Source organism: Pseudomonas sp. BIOMIG1BAC (assembly GCF_001705995.2).
Classification (GTDB): domain Bacteria; phylum Pseudomonadota; class Gammaproteobacteria; order Pseudomonadales; family Pseudomonadaceae; genus Aquipseudomonas; species Aquipseudomonas sessilinigenes.
Window position 1 is genome coordinate 7,082,834 of record NZ_CP049045.1, and the last position, 19,396, is coordinate 7,102,229.

14 protein-coding genes are annotated in these 19,396 nt (G+C 63.6%); 8 read left to right on the top strand and 6 right to left on the bottom strand.

Annotated features, from left to right (window positions below; genetic code table 11):
* Positions 1 to 6: 6 nt before the first annotated feature.
* Both ATY02_RS32965 and ATY02_RS32970 read left to right on the top strand, forming a co-directional pair.
* Complete coding sequence (locus ATY02_RS32965) at positions 7 to 540, top strand: DUF3299 domain-containing protein (protein WP_068579086.1); 534 nt, start codon at positions 7 to 9, stop codon at positions 538 to 540.
* A gap of 160 nt (positions 541 to 700) precedes the next feature.
* Positions 701 to 1,399 carry an OmpW/AlkL family protein gene (locus ATY02_RS32970; RefSeq protein WP_068579088.1) on the top strand — a complete coding sequence of 233 codons (699 nt, stop codon included), beginning with the start codon at positions 701 to 703 and terminating at the stop codon, positions 1,397 to 1,399.
* A 59-nt stretch (positions 1,400 to 1,458) separates the two neighbouring features.
* Here the strand turns inward: ATY02_RS32970 and ATY02_RS32975 are convergent, their stop codons facing one another.
* Positions 1,459 to 2,388 (bottom strand): NAD-dependent epimerase/dehydratase family protein, encoded by a 930-nt coding sequence (locus ATY02_RS32975; protein WP_068579089.1) that lies wholly within the window; start codon positions 2,386 to 2,388, stop codon positions 1,459 to 1,461.
* Positions 2,381 to 3,265 (bottom strand): sugar nucleotide-binding protein, encoded by an 885-nt coding sequence (locus tag ATY02_RS32980; protein WP_068579091.1) that lies wholly within the window; start codon positions 3,263 to 3,265, stop codon positions 2,381 to 2,383. Before ATY02_RS32980 ends, ATY02_RS32975 begins: the two co-directional genes overlap by 8 nt.
* 193 nt (positions 3,266 to 3,458) lie before the next feature.
* Here ATY02_RS32980 and ATY02_RS32985 point away from each other — a divergent pair, with 193 nt between their 5' ends.
* On the top strand, positions 3,459 to 7,748 hold the full coding sequence (locus ATY02_RS32985; protein ID WP_068579093.1) for a DEAD/DEAH box helicase: 4,290 nt from the start codon (positions 3,459 to 3,461) through the stop codon (positions 7,746 to 7,748).
* A gap of 25 nt (positions 7,749 to 7,773) precedes the next feature.
* On the opposite strand, the gene ATY02_RS32990 is transcribed toward ATY02_RS32985, so the two are convergent.
* Positions 7,774 to 9,879 carry a mechanosensitive ion channel family protein gene (locus ATY02_RS32990; protein WP_068579096.1) on the bottom strand — a complete coding sequence of 702 codons (2,106 nt, stop codon included), beginning with the start codon at positions 9,877 to 9,879 and terminating at the stop codon, positions 7,774 to 7,776.
* A 212-nt stretch (positions 9,880 to 10,091) separates the two neighbouring features.
* Between ATY02_RS32990 and ATY02_RS32995 the strand changes: the two genes are divergently transcribed.
* Positions 10,092 to 11,300: an MFS transporter gene (locus tag ATY02_RS32995; RefSeq protein ID WP_068579098.1), complete on the top strand. Its 1,209-nt coding sequence runs from the start codon at positions 10,092 to 10,094 to the stop codon at positions 11,298 to 11,300.
* 13 nt (positions 11,301 to 11,313) lie between these two features.
* Here the strand turns inward: ATY02_RS32995 and ATY02_RS33000 are convergent, their stop codons facing one another.
* On the bottom strand, positions 11,314 to 12,240 hold the full coding sequence (locus ATY02_RS33000) for a GlxA family transcriptional regulator (RefSeq protein ID WP_416220701.1): 927 nt from the start codon (positions 12,238 to 12,240) through the stop codon (positions 11,314 to 11,316).
* Positions 12,241 to 12,399: 159 nt separating this feature from the next.
* Here ATY02_RS33000 and ATY02_RS33005 point away from each other — a divergent pair, with 159 nt between their 5' ends.
* The gene (locus tag ATY02_RS33005) at positions 12,400 to 12,951 is read left to right on the top strand and encodes a cysteine hydrolase family protein (RefSeq protein ID WP_068579103.1); all 552 of its coding nucleotides are present in this window, start codon (positions 12,400 to 12,402) and stop codon (positions 12,949 to 12,951) included.
* A gap of 257 nt (positions 12,952 to 13,208) precedes the next feature.
* Here the strand turns inward: ATY02_RS33005 and ATY02_RS33010 are convergent, their stop codons facing one another.
* Together ATY02_RS33010 and ATY02_RS33015 are read right to left on the bottom strand one after the other, a co-directional pair.
* The gene (locus ATY02_RS33010) at positions 13,209 to 14,189 is read right to left on the bottom strand and encodes an IS5-like element IS1384 family transposase (protein ID WP_010466230.1); all 981 of its coding nucleotides are present in this window, start codon (positions 14,187 to 14,189) and stop codon (positions 13,209 to 13,211) included.
* A 268-nt stretch (positions 14,190 to 14,457) separates the two neighbouring features.
* The gene (locus ATY02_RS33015) at positions 14,458 to 15,486 is read right to left on the bottom strand and encodes an IS30-like element ISPsp8 family transposase (RefSeq protein WP_058182715.1); all 1,029 of its coding nucleotides are present in this window, start codon (positions 15,484 to 15,486) and stop codon (positions 14,458 to 14,460) included.
* Positions 15,487 to 15,853: 367 nt separating this feature from the next.
* On the opposite strand from ATY02_RS33015, the gene ATY02_RS33020 reads away from it, so the two are divergent.
* The 3 genes from ATY02_RS33020 to ATY02_RS33030 are packed head-to-tail and all read left to right on the top strand — an operon-like array spanning position 15,854 to position 19,370.
* The gene (locus ATY02_RS33020; protein ID WP_068577515.1) at positions 15,854 to 17,734 is read left to right on the top strand and encodes a 3-dehydroquinate synthase; all 1,881 of its coding nucleotides are present in this window, start codon (positions 15,854 to 15,856) and stop codon (positions 17,732 to 17,734) included.
* Positions 17,731 to 18,615 carry a UbiA family prenyltransferase gene (locus ATY02_RS33025; protein ID WP_068577517.1) on the top strand — a complete coding sequence of 295 codons (885 nt, stop codon included), beginning with the start codon at positions 17,731 to 17,733 and terminating at the stop codon, positions 18,613 to 18,615. The genes ATY02_RS33020 and ATY02_RS33025 overlap by 4 nt, the downstream gene beginning before the upstream one ends.
* On the top strand, positions 18,612 to 19,370 hold the full coding sequence (locus ATY02_RS33030; RefSeq protein WP_068577519.1) for an EboA domain-containing protein: 759 nt from the start codon (positions 18,612 to 18,614) through the stop codon (positions 19,368 to 19,370). Before ATY02_RS33025 ends, ATY02_RS33030 begins: the two co-directional genes overlap by 4 nt.
* Positions 19,371 to 19,396: the final 26 nt, after the last annotated feature.

The window sequence follows — 19,396 nt, forward strand, 5'->3', positions numbered from 1 at the left end:
CGATTGATGAAGAACCAACGCCTGTCGGGCCTGCTGCTTGCCCTGTCCTTGCTGGTCAGCCCACTGCTATGGGCAGGCGCCCCGCGGGACCTGACCTGGGTGGAAATGATCCCGGCCGACGCCCCGCCGGAAGTACCGAACATGAAGCCCCTGCATGACCTGTCCCAGATGAGCGATGCGCTGTCTGCCGAGTCAGCGCCCGCCGCCAAGCAGGAGTTGCCCGACGCCCCGGTGGTCAAGAGCCTCGATGGCCAGTCAGTGCGCCTGCCCGGCTACATCGTGCCCCTGGAGGTGAACGAAGAAGGCCGCACCACGGACTTCCTGCTGGTGCCGTACTTCGGTGCCTGCATCCATGTACCACCGCCCCCGTCGAACCAGATCGTCCACGTCACCAGCGAACTGGGGGTCAAGCTCGATGAGCTGTACCAGCCTTACTGGATCGAAGGCGCCATGCAGGTCAAACCCTCCACCAGTGAACTGGCGGATGCCGGTTACCAGATGGCGGCACAGAAAATCTACGTCTACGAACTTCCGGAGTGACTACAACGGCGTCAAGGGCGAACGGCAAAAGAGTGCGGGGCAAAAGAATAGTTCAGGCGCTGGCTGGGGGTTCGCAATTTCATTGAGCTGAGTCAAGGCGATCAACTTGACGGTCCTTACCATTGGACATAGCCAATTTGAATCGTCCTTTGGAGCTCCCATGCACAAGTCACTGCTTAGCGCTTCCCTGATTGCGCTCGCACTCGCCGCCCCGATTGCCAACGCCCACGATGCTGGTGACATCATCGTTCGTGCCGGTGCGATCACCGTCAATCCAAAAGCCAACAGTTCCGACGTCAAGGTCGACAGCGGTCCCCTGGCCGGTGCCAACCTGGGCGGCAAGGCGACCATGAGCAGCGACACCCAGCTGGGTCTCAACTTCGCCTACATGGTGACCAACAACATCGGTATCGAACTGCTGGCCGCGACTCCGTTCGAACATGACGTGAAAATCAAGGACACTTCCCTGGCCCCGGCCAACGGCAAGCTCGGTACCCTCAAGCACCTGCCACCTACCTTGAGCGTGGTGTACTACCCACTGGACCACAAGTCGGCGTTCCAGCCTTATGTCGGTGCCGGTATCAACTACACCTGGATCTATGACGAACACGTCGGCAGCCGTGCCCAATCCGCAGGCTTCGACAACTTCCGCGCCAAGAACTCCTGGGGCCTGGCCTGGCAGGTCGGTGCCGACTACATGCTGACCGACAACATCATGCTCAACGCCCAGGTGCGCTACATCGATATCGATACCCGGGCCTATGTGGATAACAATGCCCTGGCCGCCGGCACTCGCGCCAAAGTCAACGTCGATGTCGACCCTTGGGTCTACATGGTGGGCCTGGGCTACAAGTTCTAAGCCCGCCAGACACAAAAAAGGCGCCTTTGCAGGCGCCTTTTTCATGACCGAGAAAAGCCTCAGCGCCCGAGCAAGCGGGCCAGGCCGACCTTCATCGGAGTGGGCTCGGCAAAGGTAAAGCGCTGTAGCAACCGTTGGTTGTTGGCTCGCGAATGCCGAATATCGCCGGAGCGGGCCGGACCGTAGCTGATCGGGGGCAGCTCACCCACGACCTCGGCCAGGGCCGCGAGCATCTGCTTGAGGCTCAGCGCCTGGTTCAAGCCGACGTTGACGGCCCCCACTTCCAGCCGCGGAGCCTCGATGGCCTGCACCAGTACATCCACCAGGTCACCCACATAGACAAAGTCCCGGGTCTGCTCGCCATCGCCGAACACGGTGATCGGCAGGCCCTGCTCGGCCCGTTCGCTGAAGATGCTGATCACCCCGGAATACGGCGATGATGGGTCCTGGCGCGGGCCAAAGATATTGAAGAAACGGAAGACCGCAGGCTCCAGGCCGTGTTGGCGCCGGTAGAAGTCGAAGTAGTGCTCACTGGCCAGCTTGTCCGAGGCATAAGGCGTCAACGGCGCCTTGGGCGTGTCTTCATCGATGGACTGGCCTTCGCCATTGTTGCCATAGACCGCCGCGCTGGAAGCGAACAACACCCGTTTCACACCATGCTGGCGCATGGCCTCGCACACATTCAGGGTGCCGATGAAGTTGCTCTGGTGGGTCTGTACCGGATCGTCCACCGAAGCCTGTACCGAAGCCACGGCAGCCAGGTGGGCCACCGCACTGCAGCCCTGCATGGCCCGGTTCACCAGGGTCGCATCGGCGACATCGCCCTCGATCAATTCAACCCGCGGGTTATCCAGCGGCAAGTTGCTTGGTTTGCCAGTGGACAAGTCGTCCAGCACCCGCACCCGATAGCCCTTGGCCAACAGGGCGTCGGTCAGGTGCGAACCAATGAAGCCGGCACCGCCGGTGATCAATACAAGGCCATCAGCCATGACGATAGAACCTATCCAGTAAACTCGGGAGCGCGGCACGCCAGGCCCGCGGCTTGATTCCGAAAGTGTGAAGAATCTTCTTGCAGGCCAGCACCGCATGCTGCGGCTCTTCGGCAGCATCGGCGAACGCGGCGTGGGCCTGCGCGGTGGGCGCCTCCACAGCCAGCGGACGCAATTGCCGTGCCTCGCTGAGTACCGCCTGGCCCAAGGCCAGGGGCGTGGTCGCTTCCTGGCCCGCGTAGTGGTAGGTGCCCCACAGAGGCGCAGCGCAGTCGAGTTGCTTGAGCACCGAAATGATCACCCTCGCAGCGTCGTCCACCGGCGTCGGATTGCCCCGGCGGTCATCGGCCATGGGCAACGCCTGCGGCGACTCGGCCAGGGCCAGGAAACGCCCGAGGATACCCTCGGCACTGTCATCCAGCAGCCAGCCGAAACGCAGCAGTACATGCTGCGGGCAGGTGGCGCGCACGCTTTGCTCGATGCGCCACAAGGCCTGGCCGTGCAACCCCAGGGGTACGGGCTCGTCCTTCTCGCTATAGGCCGTGGCCCGGGAACCATCGAATACCCGGTAGCTGGAAGGCTGCACAAGGATGATGTTGTGATGCTGGCAAAGCTCGGCCAGGCGTTCGACCGCCCGTTCCTGGCCGCCCAGGCGCTCCTCGCTCACGGCCTCCGCCTGAAACCAGTCGAAGTAGTAAGCCAGGTTGATCAAGGCATCCGGGCGGGTGTCATCGAGCAGTTGCGTGAGACTCGCGGCGTCCCAACCGTCTTGCGGGGGACGAGGCGCGAGGAAGTTGATGTCTTCCTCCGCACCCAGGCGAATCAGCGCCTGCCCAAGGGCATTTCCGCCGCCCAGTAACATAAGGCGCATTCGCATAGAGTCAGCAGGCCCAGTCTGTTCAGAACGATGGTTTGGATTGGCCGATCTTAGGGGATCGGCCGTCAAGAATTGCCAGAATCGTTGCATTTTGCGGGTTTGTGGCGCAACCGTCACTGAGAATGTGTCGATGCCTCCCAACGGCGATAGCCGCTGCTTGCAAGTTACCCCGGACGGCCGCATAACTTCTGCCATGAACCTTGCCGAATCCGCGAACCTGGCACTGGACGGTTTTCACCCGGCCGTGCGCGCCTGGTTCCAGCATACTTTCGCCGCTGTGACCACGGCCCAGGCCCAGGCCTGGCCGCTGATCGCACAACGGCGCTCGACCCTGATCGCCGCACCGACCGGCTCGGGCAAGACCCTGACCGCCTTTCTCGCGGTCATCGACGAGCTGGTGCGCCAAGGCCTGGACGCGGGCGGCCAACTGCCGGATGCCACCCTGGTGGTCTACGTCTCGCCGCTCAAGGCCCTGAGCAACGATATCCAGGTCAACCTGCAAGCGCCCCTGGCCGGGATCACCGAACAACTGCGCCTGATGGACCTGCCACAACTGGCCATTCGCACTGCCGTACGCACCGGCGACACCCCGCAGAAAGAGCGCAGCGCGATGCGCAAGAAGGCTCCGCAGATCCTCGTCACGACCCCCGAATCCCTCTATGTCCTGCTGGGCTCGGACTCCGGACGACAGATGCTGGCCACTACCCGCACCGTGATCGTCGATGAGATCCACGCGCTGGCCGACAGCAAGCGCGGCAGCCATCTGGCCCTGAGTCTGGAGCGCTTGCAGGCGCTCTGTAGCGAACCCTTGTTGCGCATTGGCCTGTCTGCCACGCAAAAACCCATCGAGGCGGTCTCGCGCTTTCTCGCCGGCCAGGGGCGACCCTGCGAAATCGTCGATATCGGCCATGCCCGTCCCCGGGACCTGGCGATCGAAGTACCACCGGTGCCGCTATCGGCGGTAATGGCCAACGATATCTGGGAGCTGGTCTACGAGCGCCTGTGCAGCCTGGCCCGGGCACATCGCACCACCTTGATATTCGTCAACACCCGGCGCCTGGCCGAACGCCTGGCCCGACACCTGAGCGAGCGCCTGGGCAAGCAGGCAGTAGCCGCGCACCACGGTAGCCTGGCCAAGGAACAGCGCCTGGAAGCCGAGCAACGGCTCAAGTCTGGAGACCTGCAAGTGTTGGTCGCCACGGCCTCCCTGGAACTGGGCATCGACATCGGCGATGTCGACCTGGTGTGCCAGATCGGTTCGCCAGGCTCGATTTCGGCGTTCCTGCAACGGGTCGGGCGCTCCGGGCACCAGGTAGGCGGCACGCCCAAGGGCCGCCTGTTCGCCCTGACCCGGGACGACCTGGTCGAATGCACCGCCCTGCTCGATTGCGTGCGCCGGGGAGAACTGGACAGCCTGTCGATCCCCCGGGCGCCGCTGGACGTACTGGCCCAGCAAATCGTCGCCGAGGTCAGTTGCCAGGAATGGCCGGAAGCCGCCCTGCTGGACATGCTGCGCCGAGCCACGCCCTACGCCGACCTGGACGCGCAGCACTACCAGGCGCTGCTGCGGATGCTCGCCGAAGGCTTCAATGCCCGCCAGGGCCTGCGCAGCGCCTACTTGCATCGCGATGCCCGGGCCCGGACCCTGCGGGGCCGTCGAGGCGCCAGGCTGACCGCCGTCACCAGCGGCGGGACCATCCCCGACAATGCCGACTACAGCGTCTTGCTCGAACCCCAGGGCCTGAACATCGGCAGCGTCAACGAGGACTTCGCGGTAGAAAGCAGTGCCGGCGATGTGTTCCAGCTGGGCAATACCTCCTATCGCATCCTGCGGGTGGAATCCGGCAAGGTGCGGGTCGAGGACGCCCATGGGCTGCCACCGAACATCCCATTCTGGCTGGGCGAGGCACCAGGGCGCAGCGCCGAACTGTCCAGTGCCGTGGCGCGCCTGCTGGCCAAGCTGGACGCCCTGCTCGACGCGACCCCAGGCCAGTTGCAGGGAGCCATCGACTGGCTACGCGGCGAACCTGGGCTGGACCCTGCCAGCGCCGAGCAACTGGTGGATTACCTGGCCCAGGCGCGCCAGGCCCTGGGCGCCCTGCCCTCCCAGGACACCTTGATCATGGAGCGGTTCTTCGATGAGTCCGGCGGTACCCAGCTGGTGATCCACAGCCCCTTCGGCAGCCGGATCAACCGCGCCTGGGGCCTGGCCCTGCGCAAGCGCTTCTGCCGCACCTTCAATTTCGAACTGCAAGCGGCCGCCAGCGAAGACGCGATTGTCCTGTCGCTGTCCACCAGCCACAGCTTCGCCCTGGACGAGGTCTGGCGCTATTTGCACAGCAATAGCGCCGAGCACATCCTGGTCCAGGCACTCCTGGATGCCCCGCTGTTCGGCGTGCGCTGGCGCTGGAATGCCGGTGTAGCCCTGGCCCTGCCGCGCTTCAGCGGCGGACGCAAGGTGGCGCCGCAGATCCAGCGGATGAAAAGCGAAGACCTGATCGCCAGCGTGTTTCCCGACCAGATCGCCTGCCTGGAAAACCTCGCCGGCGAACGACAGATTCCCGACCATCCGCTGGTGGAGCAAACCCTGGACGACTGCCTGCACCAGGCCATGGACTGTGAAGGCTGGCTCGGACTCCTGCGTCGCATGGAACAGGGCCAGGTCCGTCTGCTCAGCCGCGAACTGCCTGCTCCTTCGCCGCTGGCAGCCGAGATTCTCAACGCCAAGCCCTATACCTTTCTCGACGACGCCCCTCTGGAAGAACGCCGGACCCAGGCTGTGCTGGCGCGGCGCTGGAGCGATCCACAAGCCAGCGACGACCTCGGCGCCCTGGATGCCGACGCGATCAAGGCCGTGGCCGCCGAGGCCTGGCCGACACCAGGCAGTGCCGATGAAATGCACGAAGCCCTGATGAGCCTGGGTTGCATCAGCGCCACCGAGGTCCAGGCCAACCCCGGTTGGAGCCAGTGGCTGGAAAGCCTGGCCAGCCAGGGCCGCGCCTGCGCCCTGCAACCGGACCCCGAGCACAGGCTATGGCTGGCCCTGGAGCGCATCAACTGCCTGCAAGCGGTCTATCCAGGGCTCCCTGTGCAACCGTCACTGCAACCGCTAGCGGGTTTCGACCAGGCCTGGGACGCGCAAGACGCGCTGGTGGAGGTGGTCCGCGCGCGGCTCAGTGGCTTCGCCCCACTGACCCTGGAGCAGATCGCCACGCCCCTGGGCCTGACAGCCGGGGAAATCAGCCAGGCCCTGGTCCAGCTCGAGACTGAAGGCTATGTGCTGCGCGGTCGCTTCAACCCCGGCAGTCGCCAGGAACAATGGTGCGAGCGGCACCTGCTGGCGAGGATCCACCGCTATACGGTGAAGCGCCTGCGCCGGGAGATCGAGCCCGTGGCCCTGCAAGACTTCATGCGGTTCCTGTTCGACTGGCAACGCCTGTCCCCGCACACCCAGGGCCAGGGCAGCGCCATGCTGGCCGAAGTGGTCGGCCAGCTCGAAGGCTATCCGGCCGCTGCCTCGGCCTGGGACAGCGACCTGCTGCCCATGCGCCTGAAGGACTACAGCAGCCGTTGGCTGGATGAACTGTGTCGCAACGGCAAAGTGGCCTGGAGCCGGATCAACGCCAGTGGCAAGCCTGCCAGTACGGCCTTGCGCAGCACGCCGATCGTGCTCCTGCCCCGGGCCCAGGCGCCTCTCTGGAACAGCCTGGCCAACCCCACCGGCGCCACGCTGTCGGCCAAGGCACAAAAGGTTCACGACGTGCTCGGCCAGCAGGGCGCGCTGTTCTTCGATGAACTGCTGCATGAAAGCCACTTGTTGCGCAGTGAACTGGAAAACGTGCTGCAGGAGCTGGTGGGCGCAGGCCTGGTCAACGCCGACAGCTTCGCCGGCCTGCGGGCCTTGATCACGCCCGCGAGCAAACGCCAGAGCCGCAGCGGCCGGCGTGGCCGTGGAGCCTTGATCGGCGGCATGGACGATGCCGGGCGCTGGGCGCTGCTACGCCGCTCATCGAGCCAGGACCCGGCGATCACCCTCGAGCATGTGGCCATGACCCTGTTGCGGCGCTACGGCGTGGTGTTCTGGCGCCTGCTGGAGCGCGAGGCCGATTGGCTGCCCACCTGGCGCGAACTGCTGCGCACCCTGCATCGCCTGGAGGCCCGGGGAGAAATCCGCGGCGGGCGTTTCGTCAGTGGCCTGGCCGGCGAACAGTTCGCCCTGCCAGAGGCCATTCCAGTGCTGCGCCAAGTACGCCACCGCCCCCACGATGGCAGCCTGGTAGCGGTGTGCGGCGTGGACCCGCTGAACCTGGCCGGGACCTTGCTGCCGGGCCCCAAGGTCCCGGCCTTGAGCGGCAACCGCCTGGTGTACCGCGATGGCCTGCCGGCCGCTGCCGAGATCGCCGGAACCCAGCACTTCTGGCTGGAACTGGCCCCCCAGGACGCCCAGGCCCTGCGCAACAAGCTGGTACGGCACGCCCTGTAGCCTCACCACCAACGGGGGCCAGGGCTCACTGCGGACGCGGTGCCTCGGGCAACAGCAGGGCCGACTCCTCCTGCTCCGGTTCATCCTCATGGCTGCGTCGCGCTGGCAACATCACCTGCTGTGGATAAGTCTGGGCGAAATGCACCCAGGGCGAGTTATCCACAAGCTTCTTCAAGCGCTGGTTGAACGCCCGGGTCACCGCGTACTGGCCGCCGGACACCGTACGAAACTGCGCCGTCAGCACCACGCCGTTGAGGTCCATTTTGTCCACCCCGAACACGTCCAGGCCGCCTTGCAGGCTGTACTTGAGGAATGGATCGTCGCTGATGGAGCGGCCAGCCTCGCGGATCAGCTCGATGGCCTTGTCGACATCGGAGTCGTAGGTGAACTGCACCGAGAAGAAGGCGAAGGCAAACTGCCGCGATTGATTGGTGACCGCCTTGATCTGGCCGAACGGCACCGAGTGCACGAAGCCCTTGCCATCGCGCAGGCGCAGCGTTCGGATGGTCAGGCCCTCCACCGTACCGGCATGGCCGGAATCCAGCACCACCCAATCACCGATGGACAGCGTGTCCTCGATGATGATGAACAGGCCGGTGATCACGTCCTGTACCAATTGCTGGGAACCGAAGCCAATGGCCAGGCCGACCACCCCGGCACCGGCCAGCAATGGCGCCACGTTGATCCCCACATTGGCCATGGTGGTGATCGCGCAGATCACCACCAGGATGATTTTAATCGCGTTGCGCAGCAACGGCAGGATGGTCTTGACCCGGGTGCTGGGCTGGCGCGCGGCGCGTTTGTTGAGGGGCGGCTTGAGGGCCTCCTGGATCGCGGTATCCAGCACCACCCACAAAAGCCAGGTCACCAGGAAGATCAGGCCGATGCTGCTCAACGAGTCGCTGATGGCGCGGCCCACGGCGTTGCGTTGGGCGAACTCGAACAGCGAGAGCCCCCAGATACGCCCGAGTATTTCAATGAAGGCAATCGCCATGACAATCCTGAGCAAGGCGTGTAGCAGGCTGAGGAAGCGCTCCTTGTAGGCGCTGCTGCGCTGGATCGCCGCGGCACTGCGCGACTTGAACACGTGTTGCAGCAGGGTGCTGAGAAAGACCGTGGCAATCAGCAAGGCGGTGGTCAGCAAGGCGCAGCGCAAGGTCTCCTGGCTGTCCTCTCCGGCGCCGATCAAATTGACCGCCGAGACCAGCACCATCAGCAGGATCGGCCAGTACCAGAGCCCGGAAAAGATCCGCAGCGACTCCTGCAATGCAGGTTGGCCAAGACGCTGGGACAGCGGACGGTTGCGAATCAGCTGCGCCACCGGTCGGCGCAAGCGGACCACCAGCATGGCGAAGAACACCGAGGCCAGGAGGCCGGTGGCCACCGCCACGCTGCTGGTGATGTTGCCGCCCAGTTGGCGAGCGATCTGCGGACTGGCCAGGGCATCGCTGAGGGCCGCAAGGAACCCCATGAGAAACAGCGGCTTGGGACAGTAGCCGCGGATCACCCGGACCGCCGGGCGCTTGTGCCCCACGTTGAACAGCACGATCAGGCACAACAGCACCGAGGTGGAGACGATCCCGCTGCTGGTGGCATAGGCCAGGCACAACGCCAGGGCGCGCCCCACTGAACCTGCCAGTGAATGGCTGGCGTACAGCGTCAACGGCAGGCTGATCAACGCCGGCAAGGTGTAGGGCAACAGGTACTCCAGCAACGCCTGGCCCCGTGGGCGCGCCAACAGCCAGCGCTGCTGCGCCAGCCGTCGTACCAGCCATCCTCCCGACAGGGTGAGCAGGGCGAAACTGGCCAGCCAGGTTCCGGACAGCACCAGGAAATCCCAGGCCACACTCCAGCCCGAGCGGTCCGATGGCTGGTTGACCAGGCGCCCCACCTCATCGGCGGCGCGGTCGGCCCGCAAACGCCAGGCATCGATCAGGTTCTGGTTGAGATCGAGCTTGTCCTGGACTTCATCAATGCTCGAACTGATGGCCCCCAACAGCCCGCCCTCCACCAGCAGCTCCGGCTTCTGCGGGGCTGGTGCCGGGTCGGTTGCCGCAGGAGCGGCATCCAGCTCGCTGCTGCCCAGCAAGAGCAGCACCCCGAGCAGAATCGCGGTCTTGAAATTCAACACGACGCGGGGCTCCTTCAGCAGGGTCTGTAAGGAGCTGATCAAGAAATGGCCAGCAAGTTCGCATTTTTTTGCCCGGCCAAGTTCACCCCGGCATCACCGCCCCAGGGAAATACTTGATCAATACGCAAATATCTTGTGCTGATAGGGCTATTTTTCCGCACGAGTCAAAACCGGACACTGCGCGCCATTCAACTTCAACCGGAGTCGCAGTGATGCCCATTGCCTTGCTCGCGCTGACCCTCAGCGCATTCGCCATCGGAACGACCGAGTTCGTCATCGTTGGCCTGTTACCCACTATCGGCGCCGACCTTGGGGTCAGCCTGCCATCCGCCGGGCTGCTGGTCAGCCTCTACGCCCTGGGAGTGGCCATCGGCGCCCCGGTGCTCACCGCGCTGAGCGGCAAGGTTGCGCGCAAGCTCCTGCTGCTGTCGCTGATGGTGCTCTTCACCCTTGGCAACCTGTTGGCCTGGAAAGCCCCCAGCTATGAATCCCTGGTGCTGGCGCGCATCGTCACAGGCCTGGCCCACGGGGTGTTCTTCTCCATTGGCTCGACCATCGCCACCAGCCTGGTGTCCAAGGAAAAGGCCGCCAGTGCCATCGCCATCATGTTCACCGGGCTGACGGTGGCCCTGGTCACCGGTGTGCCCCTGGGCACCTTTATCGGCCAGCACTTTGGCTGGCGCGAAACCTTCCTCGCCGTTTCCGCCCTGGGGGTGATCGCCTTTGTCGGCAGCCTGCTGTACGTGCCGAAGAACATTGCCCACAGCCGCCCGGCCTCGTTGGTGCAGCAGTTGCAAGTACTGAAACAGCCACGCCTGCTGCTGGTGTATGCCATGACGGCGGTGGGCTACGGCGGTTCGTTCATCGCCTTCACCTTCCTGGCACCGATCCTCCAGGACATCTCCGGCTTCAGCGCCAGCACCGTCAGCCTGGTGCTCCTGATCTACGGTGTCTCGGTAGCGGCAGGCAATATCTGGGGCGGCAAGCTGGCCGACCGTCGCGGTCCGATCGGCGCGCTGAAGATCATCTTCACCCTCTTGGCCGGCGTATTGCTGTTACTCACCTTCACCGCCGGCAACCCGTGGCTGGCGCTGCTCACCGTGCTGGTATGGGGGGCAGTGGCCTTCGGCAACGTGCCTGGCTTGCAAGTCTATGTCGTGCGCCAGGCCGAGCATCACACGCCGCAAGCGGTGGACGTGGCCTCGGGCTTGAACATCGCGGCCTTCAACCTGGGGATCGCTGGCGGTGCCTGGCTGGGTGGCCTGATCGTCGCCCACCTGGGACTGATCCATACCGCCTGGATCGGCGCACTGGTGGTACTGGTGGCCCTGGCCCTCACCGCCCTGAGCGGGCGCCTGGATCGCCAGGACCCGGCATTCACCGCAACCGCCGACAACGCCCGGGGCCTGGCCAGTCACTGAGGCTGCAGGCCGGTCACTGGCCCCGGCTGGCGCCGAAGCGATTGCGGTATTCGCTGGGCGCCAGGCCGGTGATCTTCTTGAACAGACTGCGAAAGGTCGCCGGGTCCTGGTAACCCACGGTCCAGGCGATATGGTCGATAGTACCGTTGCTGAACTCGAGCATTTCCCGCGCCTTGCCCACCCGCAGGTGCTGGCAGTACTGGGTGGGCTTGAGGCCAGTGGCGGTGCGGAAACGCCGCAGCAGGGTGCGCTCTTCAAGTCCCGCCTCCCGGGCCATCGCCGCCAGCGAAACATCCACCGCACCGTTGGCCTGCAACCAGTGCTGCAGCTTGAGAATGGCGGCATCGCCATGGTTGAGGATCGGGGCGAAGTTGCTACCGCACTGGCTGGCGCTGTCGCTGTGCTCCATCACCAGAAAACGCGCCGTGGCCCTGGCCACACCCGGACCCAACAGGCGATCCACCAGGCGCAACCCCAACTCCGCCCAGGCCATCAGCCCGGCCGTAGTGATCAGGTCGCCATCGTCGACTATGGGTTGGTCAGCCTCCAGCCGCACCTGTGGATAACGCTCGGCAAAAGCCTTGGCCGAGGTCCAGTGGGTGGTGGCGCTGCGCCCGTCGAGCAGGCCGCTTTCGGCCAGCAGGATCGAGCCCACGCACACGCCGCCCAAGGTCGCCCCGGCGGCATGTTGCTGGCGCAGCCAGGTGGCCAGCCCCACGCCGGACTGGCTGGTGCAAAAGCCGCCCAGCGAAGGAGGAATCACGACCGCCAGCAGACTTCCAGGAGGATGCACCAGGCTATCGTAGACCCGTACCGGAGCGTGCTCGCCGTCGGCCTGCCAATGGCTGACCCGCAACCTCGGCAATGGTGCCTCGGCTTGTTCGGCGGCCACGCGATTGGCCACTTCGAACAGATCGGTCAAGCCATGCACCGCCGCCATTTGCACACCTGGATAAAGCAGTACGCCCAGTTCGGCGACCGTACCGTGAATGCCCACTGTCAGTTTTCCCCCTGTTTATGTCGGTGCGGCCAATCCTCGAAGCCACACGAGGTGCCGATACTGGCCTCCACATCGAACACTCACTTGGAGGCAACATCCATGGCCAGACAGGCGCTCATCGTAATCGATATCCAGAACGACTACTTCGCCGGCGGCAAATGGCCGCTGGTCGGGGTCGAGGCGGCGGCGGACAACGCCGCCCGGCTGATCCAGGCCTTCCGGCACAGGAGCACACCGGTGGTGCATATCCGCCACGAGTTCGGCTCCGACGACGCGGCCTTTTTCACCCCCGGCTCCGTGGGGGCGCAATTGCATGCCAAGGTCCGCAACCAGGGAGATGAACCGGTGGTGCTCAAGCATTTCGTCAACGCGTTTCGCGAGACCGAACTGCAAGCGATCCTCCAGCAAAGGGAAATCGAGGAACTGGTGATCGTCGGCAACATGAGCCACATGTGCGTGGAGGGGACCGCCCGGGCCGCCGCCGACCTTGGCTACCCGGTCCGGGTGATCCATGACGCCTGTGCCACCCTGGACCTGGAGTTCAATGGGCAACGAGTACCGGCGGCCCAGGTCCAGGGCGCCGTGATGTCGGCCCTGGCCTTTGCCTATGCCAGCGTCCAGTCCACCGAGGAATTCCTCGCAGCGAATTGAACCGGCACGTCCTGCCGCTCAACTTGCCACACGCTTCGAAGGTTGCCTGGTAGTCGACGGGCAACCTGGCTCGAACACTCTCCCAACGCTCCTTGAACCGTCACTGGTCTAAGGATGGTCTGAAGTAGCCATGTATTTCCCCGGCATACCACCTAGCGCAACTTTTAAACTCGCCAAATGATCAAAAAACAATCAATTCGACGAGTATTTCTTACGTTTTCGCCACCCGGACCCCACTCCGGTGGCCATTTCCCGCATTACAGGCGCACCTCTCCTGCATTCGTCAGTAAATGTCGGCGCGCCATCCACAGGTTCGACAGAGCGAACAGTGTCACCAGTTGCGCCGTGTTTTTGGCCAAGCCGCGAAAGCGCACCTTGGTGTAACCGAACTGGCGCTTGATTACCCGGAACGGATGCTCGACCTTGGCGCGCACCTGAGCCTTGGCCTTTTCAATCTTGCGCTTGGCTTTGTACAGCACGCTGCGCTTATCGAGTTTTTTGTAGGTGCTGCGGCGTGCCGCCACCTGCCAGATAACTTCACGTCCTTCATGCTCGGGCCGCTTTTCGACACCGGTGTAGCCTGCATCGGCGCAGACCACGTTTTCGTCGCCATGCAGCAATTTGTCCACCTGGGTGACATCCGCCACATTGGCCGCCGTGCCCACTACGCTGTGCACCAGACCCGATTCGTCATCGGCGCCGATGTGGGCCTTCATGCCAAAATAATACTGGTTTCCCTTCTTGGTCTGGTGCATTTCCGGGTCGCGCTTGCCGTCCTTGTTCTTGGTCGAACTGGGCGCATTGATCAGCGTTGCATCGACGATGGTGCCCTGGCGCAGCGACAGGCCGCGGTCGCCCAGATAGCCATTGATGACAGCGAGGATGCCGGCCGCCAGCTCGTGTTTCTCCAGCAAGCGGCGGAAGTTGAGAATGGTGGTTTCGTCGGGGATGCGCTCCAGGTTCAGCCCGGCAAACTGGCGCAGGATCGTGGTTTCGTACAGCGCTTCCTCCATCGCTGGATCGCTGTAGCCGAACCAGTTCTGCAGCAGATGCACACGCAGCATCGCCATCAACGGGTAGGCCGGACGGCCACCTTCACCTTTCGGATAATGTGGCTCGATCAAAGCAATCAAGCCCTTCCACGGCACCACCCGATCCATCTCGATCAGGAACAACTCCTTGCGGGTTTGCTTGCGCTTGCCAGCGTACTCGGCGTCGGCGAAGGTCATCTGCTTCATCGGGAAACTCGGTGGGTGGGGTCGCGGTATTTTGCCAAATCAGAAAGTCTTTTTCAGAGTTTCCCTAATGCTCATTGAACGCGCGATCAACTAACCGCAAACATTGCGAATGCTTCGCATTTATTTGAAGTGCAACTATAAACCAACATATTAGTTGGCAAATGTTTTCCAAAAAAATCAATCGAATAGCGTAAATACAAACAACAAACTCAATAGCCGACTAATAGTTAGTTAGGCCTGGCGGTTGCAGGAGCTGAGTGCAACACGGTCATTGAATTGAAACTGGAGCATCATGCCGCATAGCCATGGCCTTCTGCATCACCTCGTCCATAACTTCGATTGGGCATTTGAAGTCGAAGCGCTTACGCGGTCGCATGTTCAGTTGCAGCGCAATGGCGTCCAGCTCCTCCTGGCTATGTACCGACAGGTCTGTGCCCTTGGGCAAGTACTGGCGAATCAGGCCGTTGATGTTTTCGTTGCTGCCGCGCTGCCAGGGGCTGTGCGGGTCGCAGAAGTAGATCGCCACGCCGGTTCTTTGGGTGATCTCGGCGTGTCGCGCCATCTCCCGGCCCTGGTCGTAAGTCATGCTCTTGCGCATCTCCAGCGGCATGCTATTGAGCGCGGCGCTGAAGCCTTCCAGCGCCGAAGTCGCCGTCGCGTCGTTCATCTTCACCAACATCAGGTACCCACTGGTGCGTTCCACCAGCGTACCGACGGACGAGGCGTTGGCCTTACCCTTGATGAGGTCGCCTTCCCAATGCCCCGGCATCAGCCTGTCTTCAATCTCCGGCGGGCGCACATGAATACTGACCATCTCGGGGATCTGGCCGCGCCGATCCACGCCACCAGAGCGCGGCCGGCGCGTCGTCTTGCCTTGGCGCAGACAGATGATCAGCTCCTTACGCAGCTCACCCACTGGCAGGGCATAGATCGCGTTGTAGATCGTCTCGCGACAGACGTAGGCATCTCTGAGGCTAGGTATGTTCATGTGGCGCAGCTTGCCGGCAATCTGTTCGGGAGACAAACGCTCACGCAGCATATGAACCACCAGTTCGAAGCGCTCGCTCCCCGGCAGCAGCTTTCGGCTCGGTCGACAGACTTGGCGGCGGGCCTTCATCTGCTCCTGGGCCGCGCGGGCCGAGTAGCTGCCACAGACATCTCGATTGCGGCGCAGCTCTCGACTGATGGTCGAAGGAGACCTATTGATCAGGCGAGCAATCCTGCGCAGGCTGAAGCCCTGGGCGTGGCCGATTTGGATGGTGGCGCGTTCTTCAACGCTGAGTTCGGTATATGACATAGGGGCAGCACCGTACCGGAAAGGTCAGGTGTTGCACTCAGTTTTTGCCGCCGCCCCTTAATTCGCTATTTTAAAACTATCATTTGAATTCACTCCCCTCTGCCAAGCCAACAGGCCCAAGGCACTTGTAACACTGGTGATACACTTTCCCAACAGGCCAGAAAAGTGCATTACGAGCCAGGTAGCGTGGCTCACTTGCAAAACCCGATGCCTTGACTAACTTGATAGCTACTCGCCACTGAAGTGCTCTTCAGCCGCCAGAAAACCAATAAAAAAACAGTCGAGGGCTCAACTAACCGCACGCCTATCCGCCTTACTACGCTGACACCGACACGGAACTTGTCATATCAATCAAGAGGGATACTTGATGAAGCGCAGTGCGTTGCTTCGTGCCTTTTCGTTGAAGGGTACAGCCGAGAACTATTGGCTCTCGTTATTATTATTTACAGCACTGGTCATCAGCAGTTTCCTGCTGTTCGAACAACAGATCCAACAGTTGCTCGAACACTTGGCCAACTTCCTTCCCAGCGATCCCCTGCAACGCACCAGCCTGGCCTTGCTCCTGGTCACTTTGTTGGCACTGGATGTACTGCTGCCAGTGCCATCCAGCCTGGTGGCCTTGCTGGCCGTCGCCGCCCTGGGTGCCGTTGGAGGTTATCTGGTGATCTTCGTCGGCCTGTGCCTGGGTGCCATCCTGGGCTATTGGCTGGGGGCCGGGTACTTCCGCTTGCTGTCCAACTGGCTCGGCCTGCGGAGTTGGCAACCCGGGCAGCTGGCTTATCGCCTCAGCACCCTGTCGCTGATCTGCCTGCGTGGTGTTCCGGTCCTGGCGGAAACCTCGGTGCTGGCCGCCGGCATGCAGCGCTATCCACTGCGCCAGTTCCTGTTGGTCACCACCCTGGCCAATGCCGGTCTGGCCCTGGCCTACGCGGCCATCGGCAGTCTTTTGGTGGAACAGGACGCCCTGCTGGCAACCCTCCTGGCGAGCATGGTGCTACCGGGGTTGTTCCTCGGTGCCCGCAGCCTGCTCAAGCCTCGCGCCGCACGCCTCTGCGCCGACCAGACACAGGCACTGCAGGGGCGCTTCGAAGTCAGCTACCACTACCCGGTGCTGTTCACTGAGCACATTTTCCAAGTCGATAACCCCTGCCTGTATCACCAACTCCTGCAGCCCTCCGGGCAGGCCACGGTGCTGGTCTTCGCCGATGAGCAACTGCTGCTCTGCTGCCCACAATTGTCCCAACAGATCGACGACTACTTCGCCGCCCATGCTGGCGAGCTGCACCTGAAAGCAGCGCCGATCCCGGTTCCGGCGGGCGAGCTGAGCAAGACTCCCGAGGTGCTCCAGCAACTGTATGCACAGATGCTCGAACACGGCCTGGATCGCCACTGCCATGTCCTGGCCCTGGGGGGAGGCGCCGTGCTCGATGCCGTGGGTTATGCCTGTGCCACCTTCCACCGGGGCATGCGCCTGATCCGCATCCCCAGCACGGTCCTGGCGCAAAACGACGCGGGCATCGGGGTGAAGAACGGCATCAACGCCTTCGCCCAGAAGAACCTGCTGGGAGCCTTCTACCCAGCCACCGCCGTGATCAACGACTTCCAACTGCTGCGCAGCCTGGGGCAACGCGACCAGATTGCCGGCCTGGCCGAAGCGGTGAAGGTCGCGGTGATCAAGGACGTGGCCTTCTTCCAGTGGATGGAGCAACACGCCACCGCCCTGGCAAGCTTCGAACATGAGGCCAGCCGCTACGCCATCCACCGCTGCGCCGAGTTGCACCTGGGCCATATTACCGGGGCCGGCGACCCCTTCGAACGCGGTAATGGCCGCCCCCTGGACTACGGCCATTGGGCCGCCCACAAACTGGAGAATCTCAGCCAGCACCGGTTGCGCCACGGCGAGGCGGTAGCCGTGGGCATGGCCCTGGATGCGCTCTACGCCAACGCCATCGGCCTGCTGAGCGACGGTGAGGCCCAGCGCCTGCTGCGACTGCTCGAACGACTGGGCTTCAACCTGTGTCCTCCGGAACTGGGCCTGCGGGACACCCAGGGTCGCTCGCTGGTCCTGCAAGGGCTGGAGGAGTTCCGCCAGCACCTGGGAGGGCAACTATCGATCCCGATGCTCAAGCGCCTGGGGCAATCCATCGACCTGCACCAGATCGAGTTGCCAGTGATGGAGCAGGCGTTGCTGCGCCTGGCCAGTTTCGGCGGGCCGGATTTCATCTGGACCCAGGAGTGCGCGCGATGAGCCAGGCCTCGCTGAACACCTGGCTAACCCTGGGACGGGTCTCCAACTTGCCGACGGTGTGGACCAATGCCATCGCCGCCGCCCTGCTGGCCAGCAGCGCCACCACCCTGGCACCGCCCTCTCCGCTGGTCTGGACCCTGCTGCTGGTAGCACTCTCGGCGTTGTACCTGGCGGGCATGTTGCTCAACGACCTGCTGGACGCCGATTGGGATCGGCGCCATCAGAATCCACGCCCCATCGTGCTGGGCCTGGTCAGCCATGCCCAGGTACGCCTTGCCACCCTGGCCCTGCTGTTGCTGGCGAGCCTGTCGGTGCTCGGGCTCAGCCAGTTGATCAGCCAGCCCCACTGGTTGCTGGCCAGCGCCGGGTTGCTGTTGCTGTTCATCCTGGCCTACGACCTGCTGCACAAGAAGTACCCCCACAGCGTATGGCTGATGGGTGGCTGCCGCTCCGCCCTGTACCTGACCGCCGCCGCCAGCCTGGCCATGCCGCCCCAGCCGCTGTGGCTGTGCGCCGCCTTGTTGGGCACCTACATCGCCGGCCTGACCTACCTGGCCCGGCTCGAGCATCGCAACCAATTGCTCAGCCGCTTGCCGCTGCTGCTGATGCTCAGCCCACTGGCCCTGGCCGCCTATGCCGACAACGGCGCGTTCTGGCTGGTGCTGCTGCTCTGGCTGGGTTGGCTGGGCTGGCACTACCAGCGCCACCTGGCCAACCCGCGGGAACGGCAGATCCGCGCCTTCATCGGGGCAGGCCTGGCGGCCCTGCCGTTGTTCGACGCCCTGGTGCTGGCCCTGGCCAACCAACCGCTGGGCAGCCTGCTGTGCGTACTGGTGTTCTTCCTGCTTCCCCACCTTCAACGCTGGATCAAGCCGACATGACCATGGACGTCGCCGCCCCCTCGCCAACCCTCGTCATTCGCCATGAGGCCTTTGCCGAGCGCCGCCGGCTGCTGGAGCAGCCGTTGGACACCGATACCCGCGCCTGGTGGCAGCAGGCTCTGGAGCAACTGGCCGCCCAGCCATCGGCCAATACCCTGGTACTGCTCAGCAGCCAGTGCCGGCGCCGCCTTGGCGATATCCCTGTCAGCCCCGGCTGGAACCGCACCCAGCTGGCTCGCGCGGTACTGCTGGCCGAACTGCTGGAACACCAAGAGGTTGCCGGGCAACAGCCGCTGCTGCGCCAGCTGTTCCTGTGGGGCGACGATCAGGAAAAGTGCGTCCTGCTCAAGGTCCTGGACGACCTCGACAGCCAGGGCTGCTGCCTGGAGCTGGCTTTGCAGGCCGGGCGCACCAACAACCGCGAGGTGTTCGCCGCCATCGCCCTGGACAACCCCTTCGTCACGCACCACTACCAGGACCGGGCCTTCCACCAACTGCTGCTCAAGACCCTGGGCATGGGCCTGGACTGCGGCCGCATCGCCGGCCTGGAGCAGCGGCTCAGCGTCGACCTCAACCAACTGGCCCTGGAACACATGGAAGAGCACCTGGCAGCAGGGCGCAGCGTCAGCGACAGCCTGCCCCAGGCCATCGCCTTCGATTTGCTGAGCCAGGCCCAGCACCAGCGCCTGCGCGGGTTGTGCCAGCAACAACGCTTGCCGGCGCACTGGCTCGGGCATCTGCAACCCGGCACTTGAAACGCTCGCACCCGCGTTCAACGACA

Bases quoted from the DNA above. Each gene is read 5' to 3' on its own strand.
- ATY02_RS33025 (WP_068577517.1), top strand. From the start codon at position 17,731: ATGAGCCAGGCCTCGCTGAACACCTGGCTAACCCTGGGACGGGTCTCC.
- ATY02_RS32995 (WP_068579098.1), top strand. From the start codon at position 10,092: ATGCCCATTGCCTTGCTCGCGCTGACCCTCAGCGCATTCGCCATCGGA.
- ATY02_RS32970 (WP_068579088.1), top strand. From the start codon at position 701: ATGCACAAGTCACTGCTTAGCGCTTCCCTGATTGCGCTCGCACTCGCC.
- ATY02_RS32965 (WP_068579086.1), top strand. From the start codon at position 7: ATGAAGAACCAACGCCTGTCGGGCCTGCTGCTTGCCCTGTCCTTGCTG.
- ATY02_RS33005 (WP_068579103.1), top strand. From the start codon at position 12,400: ATGGCCAGACAGGCGCTCATCGTAATCGATATCCAGAACGACTACTTC.
- ATY02_RS33015 (WP_058182715.1), bottom strand. From the start codon at position 15,486: ATGTCATATACCGAACTCAGCGTTGAAGAACGCGCCACCATCCAAATC.
- ATY02_RS33010 (WP_010466230.1), bottom strand. From the start codon at position 14,189: ATGAAGCAGATGACCTTCGCCGACGCCGAGTACGCTGGCAAGCGCAAG.
- ATY02_RS33000 (WP_416220701.1), bottom strand. From the start codon at position 12,240: ATGGCGGCGGTGCATGGCTTGACCGATCTGTTCGAAGTGGCCAATCGC.
- ATY02_RS32985 (WP_068579093.1), top strand. From the start codon at position 3,459: ATGAACCTTGCCGAATCCGCGAACCTGGCACTGGACGGTTTTCACCCG.
- ATY02_RS32975 (WP_068579089.1), bottom strand. From the start codon at position 2,388: ATGGCTGATGGCCTTGTATTGATCACCGGCGGTGCCGGCTTCATTGGT.
- ATY02_RS33020 (WP_068577515.1), top strand. From the start codon at position 15,854: ATGAAGCGCAGTGCGTTGCTTCGTGCCTTTTCGTTGAAGGGTACAGCC.
- ATY02_RS33030 (WP_068577519.1), top strand. From the start codon at position 18,612: ATGACCATGGACGTCGCCGCCCCCTCGCCAACCCTCGTCATTCGCCAT.
- ATY02_RS32980 (WP_068579091.1), bottom strand. From the start codon at position 3,265: ATGCGAATGCGCCTTATGTTACTGGGCGGCGGAAATGCCCTTGGGCAG.